A 19,245-nucleotide genomic window follows, 5' to 3' on the forward strand; every position below is an offset into this window, starting at 1 on the left:
ATTTAATCTTACTTTTCAACTATAGGGCACTTATCTGAATTATAAACAATTACAGATTTAGGCCATTAACGAAATAACCCTTTAACGGGATTTTAGGAGAAACAAAATAATGAAGCCAATGATACCTAAGGAACCAGTGTTACCATCATTAAATGATTACGAGATTGACTGCTTAACTACTCTCGTTTTTGGAAAAGAAATTGAACTTAAGAAATGTGATACTTTGTTCGTCTTTAGCGGTACGCATCCTGGACATTGGGAAAAATCAATTGAGGCATATAAAAAAGGGCTTGTAGATACTATCATTGTGACAGGGGGAAGAAGTCAAACAGGGAACTCTCATCCAGATTGGAAATACAAAGATGTCACAGAAGCCGATGTTATCATATCTTACTTATTAGCAGCAGGCATACCTGAAAATATCATTACATATGAAAAAAAATCGACTAATACGTTAGAGAACGTCTTATATGCGAAAGAAGTATATGACTTTAATCAAGTAACCAATTTATTATTTGTGTGTAAAAGTCACGTAACGGGACGTCAATACCGAACCCTGGCAAAACATTTGCCTTCTGGTATTCATTTTATACCATACACGTTTAACGCTGCCTATAACGGGCATACGATCACGCGAACGAACTGGATGGAAACGGAAACAGGTAGAAAAAGAATTTGGGGAGAATACTTACGAATAGATCATTATGGTAAAAAAGGAGACATCCAGAAAATATGATATAGGAAGCATTCATCCATTACAAAACACATTGCCGCAATAGAGCATATAAAAAGTGCGCCCACTGCTGCAGTTCCGTTACCAATAAATGAGGCCAAGATAATGAGCGCTAAATGATAATTTAGGTAATTTCAAAAACATAAAAGCACAAGATCAATCTTTGTCCTTTTTGGTTAGTGTGTTTCTATTAGAACTCTTGTCCATTTTTATTTATTGTTAAGCTTCCTGAAGTTGGTTATTTTGATTGTTGTAATTTTTGACTGCCTTTTTCATCAAGTTGTCCAACACAGATTCATGATAATGAAGATCTGAATTTGTTTAGGCTCGTTTAATGTTTTTTTGTATAATTCTCAATAATTGTTTGTCGCTTTTGTCCTCGACATAGCTTCATAGACTTCTCCCTATCTTTTTATAACAAAAAACGGCCTGCTTTATATATTAGCAAACCGTTTTTTATAACGACGGAAAATGGATCTCATCAATTCATCTAGTGTCATCTCAAGGATTGTTATTTCTTCGCGTGTTACAGCGTATGTTATATCCCGCTGAACTTTCTTTAATATGAACCTTTCCTCGTTTGTCGAGAGCTACCTGTATATAATAAACTTGATATTAAAAAAATAATTCTGCAGTATCCACCCGCTTCTGGTTAACAAAATAGAAATCATTCGTTTTTGCATCATATCGATATTCTTCTTTCCATTGATCCTTATGTTTTATGATTTGTTTCAGCGCGGAGATAAATTGATATATTTCTTGATTTGTCATGGTCGGATGAAGGGAGAAACGCGCCCAGCCTGGCTTTACCGAAAGATCACCGGCATCAATCAGATCGGTAATTTTTTTCGATTTCACTTGATCGATCGAAAATAAGTAGTGCCCGTAAGTTCCTGTACAGGAGCACCCGCCTCGCAGTTGAAAGCCAAACCTGTCATTGAGCAGCTTCACGATTAAGTTATAGTGAAGATCTTCAACAACGAATGATATGATGCCTAAACGATTCGTCTTCTCTCCTTCTAACACATGTACATCTGGAATAGCATTAAGGTGGTACAGTAGTAAGGAAACAAGTTCTTGTTCACGCTTCACTATTTTTTTGATCCCCATCTGTTCCTTTAGCCTGATGCATAACGCCGTCCGAATCGCCTGCAGTATCCCCGGCGTCCCTCCATCTTCTCGCCTTTCAATCGCATCGAAATACTGCTTTTCTCCCCACGGATTGGTCCAAGCCACAGTCCCGCCACCCGGATGATCAGGAACGTTATTCGCATATAATTTGGAATGAAAAATCAATACACCACTTGATCCGGGCCCACCTAAAAATTTATGGGGTGAGAAACATATCGCATCTAACGCTTCCCTATCATTTTCAGGGTGCATGTTTATGTGGGTGTAAGGGGCCGAAGCTGCAAAGTCAACAAAGCAATAACCACCATGTTTGTGCATGACACTAGCCAATTCATGATATGGCGTTTCGATCCCCGTTACATTGGAACAAGCAAGGAATGATCCGATTTTTAGTTTACGGTTTTTATACGTATTGAGAAGATCATCCAAATTAGACGGACTAATATTGCCATCTGCATCAGGTTCAACCATACAAACATCAGCAATCGTTTCCAACCAGGATGTATGATTGGAATGATGCTCCATATGCGAAATGAAAATAATCGGCGTATCTTGTTCGCTTACATGTAGTTGATCTTTATATTTTTCCGGAACCCTTATTCCAAGGATTCGTTGCAATTTATTGATAGCAGCCGTCATTCCAGAACCGGCAAATAACAAACAATCATTGTCACTCGCATGGACATGATCCTTTATAACCCGCTTCGCCTCTTCATAAGCATTGGTCATAAACGCCCCAGTCATATTGGAGTCCGTATGGGTATTCGCCATAAAGGGACCAAAAACGTTGCATAATTTATCCTCAATTGGTCGATAAAGACGCCCACCTGCCATCCAGTCAGCATAGATGATCCTTTGCCTGCCAACAGGCGAAAGAAATTCCTGGTCATTCCCAATAATTCCGTCTCGAAACGGTTGAAAGTACGTTTCTAATTCTCCGAGCATTTCATAATAGTTGCTGCCTATCCGAGCTTTCAGCATAGTTTGTTCCACCTTTTTATGAGGGTTACTTGGTTTAATATATGTGGATTTTTATGGAATGTTAGCCCGGGTGTATCAGTATCAGTACGTTGTATCCGAAGCATTGCTAGGACCTGACCTATGAAGAAGATGATCTTCTGATACCTGGGCTGGGTGTAGAGGAATGTAAATGTAAAAAATGCAACTACCAAATGCAACATGAAGGGTCAACTATAAAGCCGGGAAGATACTTACGGACATGGTATCTTCCCGGCTCTATCTGAATATGTTTCTCAAATACGATGAGATTCAGGGCCAGACCCTGCCCTAATGGTTGATCGGGCTTTCAGTCTCCATGATCCACTTTTGGTACATAGATCATTGCTTTAAATAAGTCCCCATCAATTTGGATCATAAATCTTCCCTTTTGCAACTCAATCAGTTCTCTAGTAATGGATAGACCTAACCCACTTCCCTGGCTGGATCTAGAATCATCACCTCTTTTAAAACGCTCCATTAATTCCTCTGGTGTAACATTGAGCTCATATGCCGAGATGTTTTTGAAGGTGAGAAGGATTTCATCGCCGTCATCCTCAATATCAACATAAACCCTGGAACCCTGCAGTGCATATTTAAATATATTGGATAACAGATTTTCAATGGATCGCCATAACAAGTTCCCATCTGCTAGAATATAAACCTTATCGTTGGGATAATGGAACTTAAAGTCTAAATTCAATGCGTCAATTTTATCCGCTACCTCACCTAATCCTTGCGTTATTAACGATACAATATCGATTTGTTCTAAATGGACTGGTATATTTCCACTGGATGCTTTCGCGGCTTCAAATAAATTATCTGTTAACGTTTGAAGTCGTTTCGATTTCTTATCCAGTACTTCAATATAGCTTTTTGCTTTTAATGGATCCTCCTCTGTTTTCAATAGGTCAACATACGTGATAATCGAAGTCAAAGGTGTACGTATATCGTGGGAGACATTGGTAATCAGTTCTGTTTTTAATCGTTCACTTTTAAGTTCATTATCTAATGCATACTTCACCCCATCGGAGATACGGTTAATGTTAGCAGCGAGTTCAGCGAATTCACCCTTTTCACCAACATCAATGCGGTGATGGATATCTCCATTTTTTATTTTCTCAACCCCATCTTTTATCTTATGAAAGGATTGAACCTTCTTTAAAGCAAACCAGGCAGCAATTCCAATCGTTATCGGGAACATGAAAAATGTTGCAGCAATCAATAGCGGATAACCAATCACGATCAGTACGGTTTTCACCGCAATATTTCCATTATCATAGACACGCTTTACAAATCGAGCCAGCCAATAAACAATTTGGTAAATTAAGGTATGCTTGAAGAATGTTCGCTTTTTTATATGCCTAATAAGGGAATAAAAGAGAACAAATCCAGCTGCAGAGATGGGAATCGTGATTGGAATGACTATTTTAGGGATATCGTAAAAGGCGACAACATCCAGCAATGCAATCCATACTGTGATAAGCCCGATGCAAATCGCGATATTAATATCAACGTATAATGCATCGATTGCATGCATATGTACGTCCCCTTCCTTTGCGGGCTTTCTTCCGCTCACTATCACTAGATAGAAAAAGGAAACAATGAATCCTGCCAAAAATCCGATAAACTGATAAATGTTTTTGGTTGCGTGTGCTTTATTTGCTTGCCAATCTTTTATTTTCGACTGAAGATACTCCTCTGGAAAGGCAATATAAACATGACTTTTGGAATCCAATTGATCCATTTGGCCGGTTATTCGATCTGTAAACCTGTTCGCCTCGATATCTTTTGGATAGAACTCCCTTTTATTTTCGTCCAGCGCGATATAAGACGGATAGGTTTGAAGCTGTTTTTTATCCAGCTTCTTACTGTTTGTATAAACATTCTTACCATCACTGGCGTAGTACAATGGTTGCTTTACGTCTTCTATATTTTGCATAATGTAATGATAGACGCGTAACTCATCATTTATCAGCCTTTTCTTTACGTGGTCGATTTTATCAGCATGTTCCTTTTTAAATTGCTCAAAATTATTCTCTTGACTAAGATCCGAACCAGAACCTTCCGAATCCAAGTAATTTGAAAATAAGTCCTCTTCTTCAAACCGCAAATCATCTTCATCAATTGTATTGCCCTTTAAAACATTGTCCTCATTCTTGTATTCCCCTAGCAAAGTCGTGAGGTCATTCACTAGGCCTTCACTTTCTTCTATATAGGACATACTGTGGAAATAGTTGTCTTCAAAAATAATTCCTACATGGCCATCATTCTCGACCATGACCTTGGCTAATGCATGAATGGCACCTGTGAAACATAAAATGACGATAATAAAAACGACTAATTTTGTTAATATTGCATGGCTAAATTTTTTCAACTTTATATCCAACTCCCCATACTACTTTTAAATATTTTGGCTCTTTTGGATTGATTTCAATTTTCTCTCTGATTTTTCTTATATGAACGCTGACGGTGTTTTCCGGATTAAAAGATGGTTCATTCCACACCTTTTCATAAATCTCCTCAATAGAAAATACCCTTCCAGCGTTTGCCGTTAACAGCTTTAAAATTTTATACTGTACGGGTGTTAAATGAACCATATCCCCATCGACGGTGATTGTTTTACTTTCATCATCAATAACAAGTCCCCCAGTTCCAAATACGTGATTCTCCGCGACAAGACTTCCTAATGCGGTATACCTTCTTAGCTGCGATTTAACCCTGGCAACGAGCTCCAAGGGGTTAAATGGCTTGGTCATATAGTCATCCGCACCTATATTCAATCCCAGCACCTTATCATAGTCCTCTGATTTGGCGGAAAGCATGATCAATGGAATATTATTCATTTCTCTTATTTTCATCGTTGTTTTGATTCCATCCATCTTTGGCATCATAATGTCCATGATAATCAGATGAATTTCCTGTTCCTCAATGATTTCCAGTGCCTCTATTCCATTTGCAGCCTTGAAAATTTGATAGCTTTCGTTTTCCAAATAGATTCCGATTGCATCAACAATTTCTTTGTCATCATCGCAAACCAGTATGTTCATAAAGGGTCACTCCTTTGTATGAATGCGTTCAATCGTCGTTCATGATACCCATCAAGTCTATCTTCATTATGAAAATCTTTACAGTTTCACGCAAGCCGTAGTTCCAATAAAAATATAGAGATGGGACAAATCTTATATAATACACCATTTTAATCGCCCTGCAAGATGACAATCGTTTCGACTAACCTAACGCAAGACCTCGATTTTGCCGATAATGTTATCATAATAGAAAAATCTTAAGAACCTGCGAACAGATATCTTAAGATTTTCTTAAGATCCACGAAAAAATAGCAGCCCTGAATACTACTTGAAATTGCATTGTCTGAAAAAGGAGGAACAGTGGAATGACCGGTTTAGTTATAAACTACTAGATGGTTTTTGTCTTACCAATTCCTGTTCAATGGACTTTTTTAACAGAGTGCGTTCAAAAAGGAGGATAAAAAGGGCCGAGAAGTTCAAGGTGGCGTAGTTTGGAGCACCGGAGTGTACATAATTAGGTACATGAGGAGCAAAAAAGTGACCGATATACCGCTATATGTTAAAAAATGGGTCCTGAAGGCTGATTGTGCGCGACTATTTTTCATGATAAACTCATACTGTTCAGACTATTAAAATATTGGAGGTGCGAGATTTTGAACGTTAGCAAACTAGCAAGACTATTGATTGTCCTGATAATTATTGCCACGTTTCCGGCTCTTGATAGCCAAACAAATAACCAGGTACATGCAGAGTCGGCAATTGACCCAGCGCCACATATTGCGCATCAAGGGGAATTCCGCGGAAAAGTATTGTTCGATAACACACATGGTGAAACGGCGGGTGCGGCAGATTGGGTGATCGATGGGGCGTTTTCCGATTTTGGTCATGCCATCGCGGATGAGGGATATGACGTGGATGAATTGCGAAAGACATCCCCTATTACGTACGATGATTTGAAAGATTACAAGGTTTTTGTGCTTGGGGAGGCAAACATTCCTTTTAAATCATCGGAACAGGATGCCATGCTTCAATACGTCAAACAAGGCGGAAGTATTTTCTTCATCGGAGATCATTACAACGCTGACCGCAACTTGAACCGCTGGGATGCTGGTGAAGTATTCAATGGTTATCGCCGCGGTGCTTTCGAAGATCCTACGAAAGGAATGGGAGAGGAAGAAGCAAATTCCGAGGCCATGCAAGGAGTGACAAGCACGGACTGGTTGGGAGAGGAATTCGGTATCCGGTTTCGCTCCAATGCTATTGGGGATATAACATCAGGCGAAACGGTCGTACCGGAAGATGATTCTTTCGGGATTACGAAGGACGTGGAAACAGTAGAGATGCATGCCGGGGCGACCCTGGCGATTCTGGATCCTAATCATGCCAAAGGATTGGTCTATTTGCCGGAAAATCCACCAAAATGGGGGCCGGCTGTCGATGAAGGCGTTTATAACGGTGGCGGAATTGACGAAGGAGCCTTCGCGGCCATTGCCAAGGTTGGTAAAGGAAAAGCGGCTTTCATCGGGGATTCCTCGCCCGTTGAAGATGCCACGCCAAAGTATCTTCGCGAAGAAAATGGACAGGTAAAGACAACCTATGACGGGTTTTGGGGAGAGGGTAACAACGCGACATTTTTAATCCAAACCATGGATTGGCTGGCAGAACAAGAGGATTACACATCATTTAACGGTAAGGTAACCCTTAGCGACAAGACACCACTAAAGGATTTCGAAAAAGATCTATCCAAATCAACCGAACCGGAACATGAACCTTGGTCCGAACCACCGACTGGCTATAAATGGTGGGATCCAAGCACTTTTGCTGCAGGATCGTACGGATCAGATGAAGAAGCATCCAACCCAGCTTATGATTTCGTTCATCAGGATACATTACCGAATAAAGACGAATTCCAAATTCGGCTTGTTGTCGATGATCTGCTGCCAGGTGAACGCGTCACCAATATGAAAGTAGGCATCTACAAAAAGGATGGACAGCAGCTGGCCACATTCAAAAATGATGACGGTTGGGCAGCCAATCCTGGATATAGTAAGGAATTTGATGTGACGGCGAACGCAACAGGACAAGCCCATCAAGATCTCACATTGAAACTGGATCCCAATTATACAGGAGATGCGAAACTTCGTTTGAAAGTAAAAGGAAACAACAAGAAGACAGTATCGGTTAACATTGCGGACGTAGACGTTGAGCCACTGCCGCCATATGAAACCCCCATACCAGATCAACTATCGATTGCCGATGCACGGAAAGTATCGGATGGGGAACTTGTCACAGTTGCAGGGGTGATCACCACAAAACCTGGCATTTGGGGTGGAGACGGTTTTTATCTCCAGGATGACACTGGTGGAATCTATGTCTTCCCATCTGACGGCACATTCCATCAAGGTCAAAAGGTGACGGTGACAGCAAAACGCACAACGTTTAATGATGAAATCGAGTTGGAAGATATAGTTAAAGTTACAGACGAGGGAGACGGTGTATTGCCAAAAGCGAAAGTGGTTAACGCCGTCGATGACGTCAACCAAGGTCAATTATTGAAGCTTGAAAACATCGAGGTACAAAACATCGAAGATCCGGACGCATACGGGACTTTTGAATTTGATGCCGTGAGCGGGGACACAACCAACCGAATTCGTGTTGATAATCGTTCCGGCTTTGATTACGATGAATTTACCGAAACGTACCAGGAAGGCGATAAGCTGACGATCACCGGTATCGGTTCGGTGTTCAAGGGCGTATACTTGTTGAAACCGCGATCCGCGGATGATTTCACAACAGCTCATACCGCCACCAACGCTGCTGAACTCAAGAAAACGGTGGAGCAACTTGAAAAAGACGGCGAATTCAGTAGTGATGTAGCTGCTCGTCTTTTGAAAACACATCTGACAGCGGTCAATCTTTACGAAAAGCAAAACCGCTCCGAAAAAGTGGTCAAACACATGAAAGGTTTCAAAGCCTTGCTTGACCATGACAAAAACGCCCAATTGATTTCTAAGAAGGGGTATCAAACGTTAACATCAGATGCAGACGCTTTGTTGAAAAAGTGGCAGCAAAAGGATAGCGATCAGGATAATTTGGCGCGTCCAGCGAACTAAATAAATAAAGTAAAACTTCATTCAGTGGGGGGTTCGACGAACTTAGACGTCTAGTGCAGGCGAAGACATAAGGATCTGATATTCTTAGCCTGCCCCTTTCCTCCTCCACTGAATAGTAGTTAAACAGCACCGGACCTTTGTCATGCAGTTGACTCCCGCTTATCTTTTTTGATTCACCCTAAAATCTTGAAGTGGGAGTCTTATTGCTCGTTAAGAGTAGGATAAATTACATATAAAACCAGCAATGAGAATATACTCATATTAGAAGAGAGTTTCTCCATGTAATTGGCAAACAACAAATATAGACAGATATGAATGAACTACTATTTACAATTAATCAATGAAATTTGCACAGCCTAAATTGATTGGAGTGTTATCAATGGTAAAAAGTGTAACCGAACGCAGAAGGGAGATTGAACGTCAATTCCCTACCTGGGAACGAAAAACATTAGGAGCCCACTTTGCCGAACGAGCACAAAAGTTTCCTGATCGACCGTTATTATTAACGACTGACAGGGAATATACATACAGGCAAGTGTGGAATGACAGCTTAAATATTGCCAAAGCATTGATGGCAATGGGAATTAACCGCCGCGATCATGTTGCCCTGTTAATGGAAAACAAGCTGGAATATATGCCCCTAAAAATCGCTATATCCTTAGTTGGCGCTGTATGTGTACCAATCAACACGATGCTTCGTGAAGAAGAACTGGAATACACACTAAGACAATCCGATACCAACTGGTTATTTTTTCATCAAACGATTAAAAAGACGAATTATGCAGCGATCATTGGCCGTTTAATAAACCAGGACAAGCTTCAGGATATCGATGGCGAAAAGTCGCTGAAGAAAGCAGTTTGTATCCCTAACCAGGCAGCTACAATAACGGACGGCAATTTTGTTGTATGGAAGGACTTTTTGGCTAAGGCCCAATCCACTTCTGAGGATGCATTACAAAAACGAATCCATGACAGTGAGTACCCCGATGAAGTAGTTGATATCATTTATACTTCAGGTACTACCGGCTTGCCAAAGGGGGTTATGCTTACCCATGATATGATTTTGCGCTGTGCATTTAGTACCGCTCTCAGCCGGGCATTTGAAGACGGACGGCGTGTCTTTACCACCCTGCCAATGTATCACGTTTTCGCCTATATTGAAGGGATCCTTTCTGCCACATACGTGGGTGGTTCCCTTATATTAACAACGGAATCGACACCAAAATCTATGTTGACATTAATGGAAAAAACACAGGCAACTGACTTCCTCGGTGTGCCTTCCATGTTGCTTTCTATTCTGCATTATCCAGATGTAAAAAAGTATGATCTGACATCGTTATTCAGCTTATTGTGTGCGGCAGCCCCCGCACCAATTCCTGTCTGGAAGCAGGCAACGCAGGTTCTTGGTTTGACCGAAATATGCTCAGCATATGGGGGAACGGAAGCCTCGGCATCAACCGTTCATACAGAGGTAGGCGATCCACTTGAAGTTGTCTCAACCAGAGTAGGACGGATGAAACCTGGCGGCAGTAGTGGTTTAGCTGAATTCGGCGGATCCAATACACAATACAAAGTAGTGGATCCATTCACAAAAAAAGATATCAATCCAGGAACCCCCGGTGAACTTGCCGTCCGCGGAAACATTGTAACCAAAGGCTATTACAAAAAACCGGAAGAAACAGTAGCTGCCATCGATAAAGACGGTTGGTTTCATACAGGTGATTTGGGAAGGATTGACGACCATGGTTATATCGAATTTCTGGGACGAAGCAAAGATTTATATATTGTTTCCGGGGAGAATGTTGCACCAAAAGAAGTGGAAGAAGTGATTTCTACCCACGATGCTGTCAAGCAAGTGTATGTCGTTGGTGTACCTGATGCCATTACCGGTGAAATTGGAGCAGCTTTTGTTGAGTTAAAATCTGGCAAACAACTTGAAAGACGTGATATTGTATATTTATGCCGTGAACAACTGGCAAAGTTCAAAGTTCCCCGTTATGTTTGGTTTATTGATGAAAAAGATTGGCCATATACAGGAAATGGAAAACTGCAGAAATTTCGCTTAGTTGAAATGGCTAAGCAATACTTAGGAAAAAACGCAAGAAACAAGGAGGAGGTAAAGCAATGACAGTATCTACACCAAAAGTGGTTGTTACTGGGGTCGGTGCCATCACCCCATTTGGTGTCGGTGTCCCTCTCTTTTGGGATACTTTATTAGAAGGAAAATCCGCTGTCCAGGAAACAAAACAAAACGAATGGCAGAAATGGATTCCAGTATCGGCACAACTACCCGAAATCAATCTGCAAGACTACCTTCCCAAAAAGCTCATCAAAAAAACAGACAGGTTTACTCAGCTTAGCCTTATTGCGACAGCTGAAGCAATTAAAGATGCTGGATTATCATCCGCGTCTGAGGAGTCCTGGTCTGTTGATCTTCCACCACATCGGATGGGGATATCGGTTGGAACTGCATATGGCGGCGTTGAATCATTGGCAGATGGAGCTAGTTCACTGACAATGAATCCCGACAAACGAATGAGCCCCAGGTTACTTTCCAAATCAATTCCCAATGCAGCTGCCGCAGCGATTGCCATGGAGTATACTATTCGCGGGCCGGTCATGACGTACACTACTGCCTGTGCTGCATCGGCCAATGCAATCGGTGAATCCATGTATTGGCTTAAGCGCGGTGAAGTGGATTTAGTTTTAGCAGGTGGAGCGGAATATTTATTCTCCCCAGTTGTGTTATCCGGGCTCCGTTCAGCAGGTGCAATCGCAACCGATGGACCAGACGATAAGCAAGCCTGGAGCCGACCATTTGATGTGAACCGAAAAGGAATGGTTGTTGGTGAGGGGGCAGCTTTTCTGGTTTTAGAAACCTATGAACATGCCGTTAGACGTGGAGCAAAAATATATGCTGAGCTTGCCGGATACGGAGCCTCAAATGATGCCTACCATGAGACAGCACCACACCCTGATGGTGAAGGTGCAGCCATTGCGATCAATCGGGCATTAGCAACATCCGGACTAAAGCCAAATGCCATTGATTATATCAATGCCCATGCCACCGCAACACCTGTCGGGGACAAGGCAGAGTCAATCGCGTTAGAAAAAGTTTTTACAGAAACTTTAGCCAGCATTCCCGTCAATTCGATTAAAGGCGCGATCGGTCATATGCTTGGAAGTGCCGGGGCGATTGAAAGTATCGCCTGCATCAAGTCAATTGAAACCGGGTGGCTGCCTCCAACACTTCATTGTACCGAACCAGATCCCGAAGCAGCGCCACCAAATCTCGTACGGGAAACAACCAAAAAAGCCGTACACAGCGTCTTATCCAACTCATTCGGATTCGGCGGTCAAAACGGCTCCCTTATTTGGCGAAGCATATAACCGGGAAGTTATGCTTCCAGTAGTGTCGAAACGCAAGACGGTTCCGTGACTACTGAAAAAGCATGCACCACTAGGCGGGCATTGGTTGATTGAGAGTAAGAAAGACAATCAAACATACGGTAAGTTCAATTGTATCAACACACGCTCTCGATCGGTCAGCTCGCTTTTTCGATCGTTTTAGCGCTTGTTCCCAATCATCTAGCCTGCTTTCTCGTTACCAATAGGGTTCAAACTCATTAGATAGTTTTAAATTAAATGGATGAATACCTAGTTGAATGAGTATAAGAATAGATCCTACGATAACAGCTCCGGGCATAGATACATCTAAAAAACTAACGATTGGCGTAAAAATGACTAACCAAATCATAGTAAACATGCCGTTTTTCCATCGTGACGCAGCTGTTTCATACTGCCTTTCACCGCAATGTGGGCATTTCAGTTTGAACAGCGTTTTGATCGTCTGCTTCCAAGTCCATTCTCGCCCACAGTTTTGACAGATAGGCATACAACCACCTTCTTCATACCAGTGTAATGTTATACAGACACATGCACTTTTGTAGAATATTACCCATTAATGATCCCAATCAGATTGTCATTTCCTGAAGGTTTTGAGCTACGACTTCTTTATCCAAACCCGTAGATCCAGCAACCACGTCTATTGTGAAGCCCTTTTTAAAAGCGCCTCTTTTAGCATTATATTCAGTTTCTTCAATCGTTTGCATCAAGTGTTGTGCTTTTTTATCAATATATTTTTGCCTTTCAGCGATATCTTTTTGCTCTTTAGCAAAGGTTGTTTGCTTTTCTGTAATATGTGTTTGCGGCCTTATTTGCTTATTGTTTCTAGTTGGTTATAATCTGCGGGGTCTTCTTGAACGTTGAAAGATACAGCGGAATCAATTGTCTTCGTGTAAAAAGTATGTGGCATATAAACATAACTTTTCTATTTGAAGTCTAAACCAAGGTGTATGATCTATTCCTAGTATATCAGAAAAGTCAACACAAAATTAGAGTTCCCCTGTAAATATATTAAGCTTTTTCTCAGATTCTTCTTGTTTTACTATCCAAACTCACGCTCGTTTCTCCACTATCACCAATACAAGCGTTGCAATTGGCCCAAGCAGCAAGGACAAGAGAAACCAGTTCAATCCGCTTCGATTCTTTCCCTGAGCCAACCCTGCATTAATTAACGCTAAGGTTCCCCAACCAACAAAATAATTTTCATTCATGGAATCAACTCCCTCGTCTTCATGTGCGCTCATTCGGCAACGGGATATATTTCGTAAAGTAAGCAGCCGCCATTAACAACACAATGGTTATCCCCCAGCTCACAATACCCAAGGCGTTAAACCAATATGCTAATAGATTAGTTACTGCTATAAGGTACAGAAAAATCGATGATAGTACACGTTTGATACCTTTAATACCTTTCCTTTTTCGATGACGTACCACATAAGCTATGAAAACAAGCAGCACAAGACACATGACAATAGATAATATATCTTGAAACATGATCACGATTCATCCTCCGCTTCCACAAATTCAAGTTCAGGCATCCACTGTGCCATGTGATCCTTGATTTCCTGATAATGTTTATCCGCATGTTTTAACTCTTTATTCGTTAGCTGATGCATCGGCACAACCCGGTAATCTGTTTCGTTATGGAAGGTCACATATGTCGGCATAAACCTTGGCTTAGTAACCGTTGTTTCCTTCTTATTTGCCTCTTTCATCGTTTGTTTTATCGTAAATGTCAATATACCGCCAATCCGGGTGTAATCATCATCCTGACCCGATAAAAAGTTACCCAATGAATAAATGACCAGCGTCTTATTGCCATGTTTTCCCTTGACCCATTCGATCGGCTGCAGCACATGTGGATGATGCCCCAACACCACGTCAACACCATGATCTGCAGCAAATTGGGCAAGATCCTTCTGTTCATCATTCGGCATGCGTTCATATTCCTCACCAAAATGCAGACTCAGCACGGTCACATCTGCTTGTTTTTTCGCCTTTTTAATAGCGCCCGCCATCGTGTCTTTATCAATCAAGTTTACCAAGTAATCCTTTCCATTTGGCACCTCTATTCCATTCGTCCCGTATGTATAGGCAAGGAAAGCCACCGATATCCCTTCATCGGTCTGATAAATTCGTAAGTCATTTTGATCCTGTTTATTCTCAAATGCACCGGTGTACATCATACCAATCGTCTTCCAATTCTTGATTGCCTGCTGGATAGCCTCTTCTCCGCGATCCAATGTATGATTATTCGCCATAGATACGATATTCACACCGGCACCCTTTAATGCATCACCAATCTCTATTGGACTATTAAACGACGGATACGAAGACAACCCAATCTTTTCACCGCCCATCATGCTTTCCTGGTTGGCAAAGGTGATGGTTGCATCATTTAAAAACGGTTTAACCTTTGCCAGCATTGGATGAAAGTCATACCCATCCTTACCCTTTGCATCACGATAGACCCGATCGTGAATAAGGATATCCCCAACCGCTGACAGGGTGACCTGTTTTGACCATTCCTTTAAATCAACCGTCGTTTTACTAGACGGTACGATTTGCCCCATTTTATTATTCGCCACTCGATCACTAGCACAACCCGTCAGCAAAAAGAAACTTACCAGAATAAAAACAGTGAGTCTCCACGTATTCATTGCTCTTGTCCCCCACACGTCTTTTTCCCCATCATATCAAAAGACGACAAGAAACGACACCAGCAAGCGCTTATTCTCTAAAACTAGCTTTAAATTTCTGATAGATGGATTGTAAATACTGCTGATCCAGTTCAGACAGTGCATCCCACACAATCACATCCAGGATATAATAGTGAAACCGCCAAATTTTTCGTTTTATCGTTTCGTCACTGACCAGGGCGACTTTATATAACACATCGATTAAGCTGTAAAGCACCGATACATCATCCTTAGCATAATGACGGATTTGATAAAAGCTTTTGTACAAATAATCTTCGTATTTCTTCGGTTGCTTGATCACACGTAAATGTTGATGTTCATCAGACAAATAATAGATTTCCTTATAATTAGCTGATGCCTCGCTCAGCAGTGCACCAATACGGTTGATACAATTAATGGCCGTATGCGGATCATTAATTGCAGGAGAAATGGCTCGTAAGGCGATTTCCACCAATTTCTGCAAAGAAAACTCAACATCCTGAAGATCCGTCCGTTCGTTACCAATAATGAAATAACTGTCTAGTATATGGATTTTCTCCTGTTCATCCGCTCCCATCACACGCATAACGGGGGCGCCATCCAAGATAAAATCACCAATTTGAACACACATTTCTACGGTACAATGATGGCTGCTTGTCCAGTCAACCAATGATTTCCAATCTACCTTCTGCACGTAACCCGACTTTTCGGCACGGATAACTCGCTTGTTTGTTTGGTATAATCGTGAGATTTCTGTTTCATCCCAGTCCGCATGCTCCAGAAAATTCGGCTTCCGATACGCATGGGTAATCACCTTGGAACCATCCATATGAATTTTTGCGATTAAATTGTTCACCTGGATCCAGCGGGCTGAATGATGAATGAAGTAAACAAAAAAGGCTAATATAATCATTGCCACGAGACCCATAGCAAGTGGTCCAACCACCATATTACCTCTTCCCACCAGGATCAAATGCAACAGCGCAAATACAAATCCAAAACAATACATTCCTAATATATGATGCGTTGCTGCACTTCGCATAAAATCCTGTAGAGTCCTTGGTGAAAATTGGGTGGAGTAAGTCGTTAATACCACCATAATGACAGAAAAGCTGATCGTTGTCATGGTTAAAATCGCTGAGACAAGCGCTGAATACAACTCTTTTGCCACATCACCATTGGTTAAGAACACCTGTGGCAGCTGTCCTTCAAAACTTTCAATAATCCACGAATCGATTTCGTTTACTACTATGACGGAGATGATCGAGACAAGTCCATAGATAGTTGGAATTAGCCAAAAACTGTCTCGCACCGCAATCCATACTTTTTCCCGCTTCACTTGCAACCCTCCATAACCTGTTCCTACAACTGATTCCCTAAATGGAAGAACTTCAAGCACTTGTTTAAGAGGCGTTCACGATAGAACAAAGGCGTAAGCGTCCATTTGGAGACGTATAGACTGCGCCCTGCAAAACAGCTGTCTTAACTGAACATTCCTACAAGCAGAGATAATTTTACATGCCACTAAAACAGATTTATGCCAACGTTGACCACAAAGGCCGGTTTTAGTCGGCTTATCTTTGTCCCCCCGAGCCGATGTTGACTTATCATACGGAGGCGGATGTTGGCTACTAGTCTCTGGGGGCTGGAGCGGGACGTGGCTTGACTGATTTATCTAGTAACTACACAACTACAAAATTTTATACTTTCTAGACGATTAAAAAAATTATCCCCAATGGCTCTAACCACTGGAGATAATACCCGCACCCTTATCCTACTTATCTGTTTTTAACTCTGTATACACGACTAACCGATCAATATGTCCGCCTTTTGAACGGTCAAACGGCCCCGTACATGTAACAAGATTTAACATCCTTCTAGATGTATATCCGAATATCTTTTTCACTGGTGCATCATCCATCGGAAACGATTGTTTATCTACTACTTCGAACACCAATTTTTTGCCATCCTCATCCATGACTTCCACCTCATCACCCTTATTTAGATCTTTGAGGTTAAAGAAAATCCCCGGGCCCGTTTTATCGTCCACATGACCAGCAATGACGGAGCTCCCTTGTTCACCTGGCATCGTTCCTCGGTCATACCAGCCCGTTATCCGAAAGTCATCAGGAACAGCCATTTCTCCATTTTTCATTAAGCCAACATCGTCAACCGCTGACTCTACATCGATGCTGTCGATCTTTATCTTGCTAGGCTTTATCCTATAATCTTTTTCTGATTCAAATGGTGTTGCTGGTTTGCTGTCTTTTTTCTTCGTATCACTATCGTTTTGTTTATCCTGTGACGATGGACTGTTTGTTTCATGTGTGGGCGGTTTGGATTCCGTTGCGCTCTTCAATTGAGATTCAGCGGAGTCCGTGCTCTGTGTCTGTCCACACCCGATCAATAAAATCAGTAATAATAGACTTGCAAACTTCCACATCGCACATCCCCCCTTTATCATCATCCATTGCCAAATTATTGATTTTTGGCAGTGTTGTATTTACGGATTGCCACGAAAGCAGCCAATATAAAGATGGCTCCACCTAAGATCCATGCCCACATCATATGGTTGTCTTGATCTTGGGGCATTCCAAGTCCAGTATTAGGCATTTCACTTGGCATATCGTTTGCAAATTTATCCGGATACTGGGCCACAATACCAGATGACAACAGTTTTGCCGCTTCATACATATGTCCATATCCATCGCGTGCTTGTGAAAATGCATCATCGTAGTCACCTTTTACATAGCTGTCAAATGAACCAATTAACTGATCCACATGCATTTGTAATCCCTCAGCCAAATCGGATGCTTCCACATTTCCTTCTGTTGCCGTGTCCATAAACTCTGAAAAGTCTTCTTTATATGATGATAAATGGTCTAGTGCCTCTTGTTTTGCATCTTCATCTTTATCAGCTGTTGCATTAACATAATCGACGAAATAGCCAATATGCTTCGACCACATATCTTGAAACTTATCGCCCGCTTCATCACCATACACCGAGGCAATTGCTTTTGATAAATCTTTTGTGTTGTCGTTTAATGCGTCAGTTGATGCCTCAAAATCAGGGTTTTCTTCAATACCATTTTGCATAGCTATAACAGCCAAGCCAGCATGTTCTGATAATAAGTAACCTAAGTCAGCCCGTAAATCACCAGCAGGAGTTACTGCCATTGTATCATCGAATTTATCCGGATATTGATCAGCTATTGCGGATGATAGTCCTTTTGCAACTGTATGCATATGTTCGATTGCTTCACGCTCATGGTCGTATGCATCCTGATAATCTCCATCTACATAGTTGTCAAATGCTCCGATTAGTTGATTGACATGCATTTGCAGCCCCTCTGCCAATGAACCGGCTTCTAGTCTTTCATCGGTTGCTGTCTCAAGGAATTTCGAGAAATCTTCTTTATAGTTGCCTAAATTGTCTAGCGCTTCTTGCTTTGCATCGTCATCTTTATCGGCTGTAGCATTGACATAGTCAACAAAATAACCAATATGAGCGCTCCACATTTTCTTAAAGGATTTCCCAGCGTCATCACCATATACCGACGCAATTGCCTCACTCAGATCGTCCGTATTGGAATTCAGCGCATCGACAGAAGCATCAAAGTCATCTGAATCTGCTGCCCCATTTCGCATTGCTTCAACCGCTAAAAATGCATGTTCACTTAACAAATGTCCCAAGTCCGCTCTCAGATCGACAGCAGCCGTCTCAACTGTCGGGTCACCATCATCCATCGAAGCTGCACTAGCAAAACCTCCTGTAGAAAATAGTAACGCTGCACTAAGTGGTGCCACAACAAGTGCCTTTTTCCAGTTCATCAAAATTTCCCCTTTCTTTCCTATTTTTTATTTGGTTTTCTGCTTAGCTAACGAGATGGATTTAAGATTGGATCACTTTTTTTATAATTTTTTTTAATGAGTCGATTTCATCATTCAAAAGCGGTATCTAATCCCGAACAACCCGAACTTGTGCTAGGTTCGTTGATTTCCACTACAGGCGGACGCTTTGAGTTCCAATCAACAATGCTCTGCGTGTAACGAACAACCATGAAAGCGATCATATGCTTTATTGTTCAGATTACAAATGTATTAAAGTACTTATGAAATTGACTCGAATCCATATCCGTATTGGACTTTGGTTAAAGCAG

The 19,245-nt window shown here is 41.5% G+C and carries 14 protein-coding genes; 4 read left to right on the plus strand and 10 right to left on the minus strand.

Annotated elements, in window-relative coordinates; genetic code table 11:
• Positions 1-109: 109 nt before the first annotated feature.
• Entirely contained in the window at positions 110-736 is a 627-nt protein-coding gene (locus tag WMZ97_RS09860) for a YdcF family protein (protein WP_343271917.1), read from the plus strand.
• Positions 737-1,348: 612 nt separating this feature from the next.
• Here WMZ97_RS09860 and WMZ97_RS09865 read toward each other — a convergent pair.
• The 3 genes from WMZ97_RS09865 to WMZ97_RS09875 all read right to left on the minus strand — a co-directional run bounded on the left by WMZ97_RS09865 (position 1,349) and on the right by WMZ97_RS09875 (position 5,910).
• Positions 1,349-2,845: an aminotransferase class V-fold PLP-dependent enzyme gene (locus WMZ97_RS09865; protein WP_343271918.1), complete on the minus strand. Its 1,497-nt coding sequence runs from the start codon at positions 2,843-2,845 to the stop codon at positions 1,349-1,351.
• Positions 2,846-3,170: 325 nt separating this feature from the next.
• Positions 3,171-5,237, minus strand: a complete 2,067-nt coding sequence (locus WMZ97_RS09870) for a HAMP domain-containing sensor histidine kinase (protein ID WP_343271919.1) — start codon at positions 5,235-5,237, stop codon at positions 3,171-3,173.
• Entirely contained in the window at positions 5,224-5,910 is a 687-nt protein-coding gene (locus WMZ97_RS09875) for a response regulator transcription factor (RefSeq protein ID WP_343271920.1), read from the minus strand. The genes WMZ97_RS09870 and WMZ97_RS09875 overlap by 14 nt, the downstream gene beginning before the upstream one ends.
• A 632-nt stretch (positions 5,911-6,542) precedes the next feature.
• On the opposite strand from WMZ97_RS09875, the gene WMZ97_RS09880 reads away from it, so the two are divergent.
• The 3 genes from WMZ97_RS09880 to WMZ97_RS09890 all read left to right on the plus strand — a co-directional run bounded on the left by WMZ97_RS09880 (position 6,543) and on the right by WMZ97_RS09890 (position 12,392).
• Positions 6,543-9,002, plus strand: coding sequence for an FIMAH domain-containing protein (locus tag WMZ97_RS09880; protein ID WP_343271921.1), 2,460 nt, complete (start codon positions 6,543-6,545; stop codon positions 9,000-9,002).
• A gap of 379 nt (positions 9,003-9,381) precedes the next feature.
• Positions 9,382-11,130 (plus strand): AMP-binding protein, encoded by a 1,749-nt coding sequence (locus tag WMZ97_RS09885; protein ID WP_343271922.1) that lies wholly within the window; start codon positions 9,382-9,384, stop codon positions 11,128-11,130.
• On the plus strand, positions 11,127-12,392 hold the full coding sequence (locus tag WMZ97_RS09890; protein WP_343271923.1) for a beta-ketoacyl-[acyl-carrier-protein] synthase family protein: 1,266 nt from the start codon (positions 11,127-11,129) through the stop codon (positions 12,390-12,392). The genes WMZ97_RS09885 and WMZ97_RS09890 overlap by 4 nt, the downstream gene beginning before the upstream one ends.
• Positions 12,393-12,606: 214 nt before the next feature.
• On the opposite strand, the gene WMZ97_RS09895 is transcribed toward WMZ97_RS09890, so the two are convergent.
• The 7 genes from WMZ97_RS09895 to WMZ97_RS09925 all read right to left on the minus strand — a co-directional run bounded on the left by WMZ97_RS09895 (position 12,607) and on the right by WMZ97_RS09925 (position 18,916).
• Positions 12,607-12,897 carry a TIGR04104 family putative zinc finger protein gene (locus tag WMZ97_RS09895; protein WP_343271924.1) on the minus strand — a complete coding sequence of 97 codons (291 nt, stop codon included), beginning with the start codon at positions 12,895-12,897 and terminating at the stop codon, positions 12,607-12,609.
• Positions 12,898-13,459: 562 nt separating this feature from the next.
• Positions 13,460-13,618 (minus strand): hypothetical protein, encoded by a 159-nt coding sequence (locus WMZ97_RS09900; RefSeq protein WP_343271925.1) that lies wholly within the window; start codon positions 13,616-13,618, stop codon positions 13,460-13,462.
• 19 nt (positions 13,619-13,637) lie between these two features.
• Positions 13,638-13,901 (minus strand): hypothetical protein, encoded by a 264-nt coding sequence (locus tag WMZ97_RS09905; protein ID WP_343271926.1) that lies wholly within the window; start codon positions 13,899-13,901, stop codon positions 13,638-13,640.
• Between the two features lie 2 nt (positions 13,902-13,903).
• The gene (locus tag WMZ97_RS09910) at positions 13,904-15,067 is read right to left on the minus strand and encodes a CapA family protein (RefSeq protein WP_343271927.1); all 1,164 of its coding nucleotides are present in this window, start codon (positions 15,065-15,067) and stop codon (positions 13,904-13,906) included.
• A gap of 70 nt (positions 15,068-15,137) precedes the next feature.
• Positions 15,138-16,424 (minus strand): DUF2254 domain-containing protein, encoded by a 1,287-nt coding sequence (locus WMZ97_RS09915; RefSeq protein ID WP_343271928.1) that lies wholly within the window; start codon positions 16,422-16,424, stop codon positions 15,138-15,140.
• Positions 16,425-16,859: 435 nt separating this feature from the next.
• On the minus strand, positions 16,860-17,528 hold the full coding sequence (locus WMZ97_RS09920; protein WP_343271929.1) for a class F sortase: 669 nt from the start codon (positions 17,526-17,528) through the stop codon (positions 16,860-16,862).
• A gap of 35 nt (positions 17,529-17,563) precedes the next feature.
• A complete protein-coding gene (locus tag WMZ97_RS09925) occupies positions 17,564-18,916 on the minus strand; it encodes a copper amine oxidase (protein WP_343271930.1) in 1,353 nt (450 codons plus the stop codon).
• Positions 18,917-19,245: the final 329 nt, after the last annotated feature.

Source organism: Lentibacillus songyuanensis, assembly GCF_039548255.1.
GTDB lineage: Bacteria > Bacillota > Bacilli > Bacillales > Amphibacillaceae > Lentibacillus_C > Lentibacillus_C songyuanensis.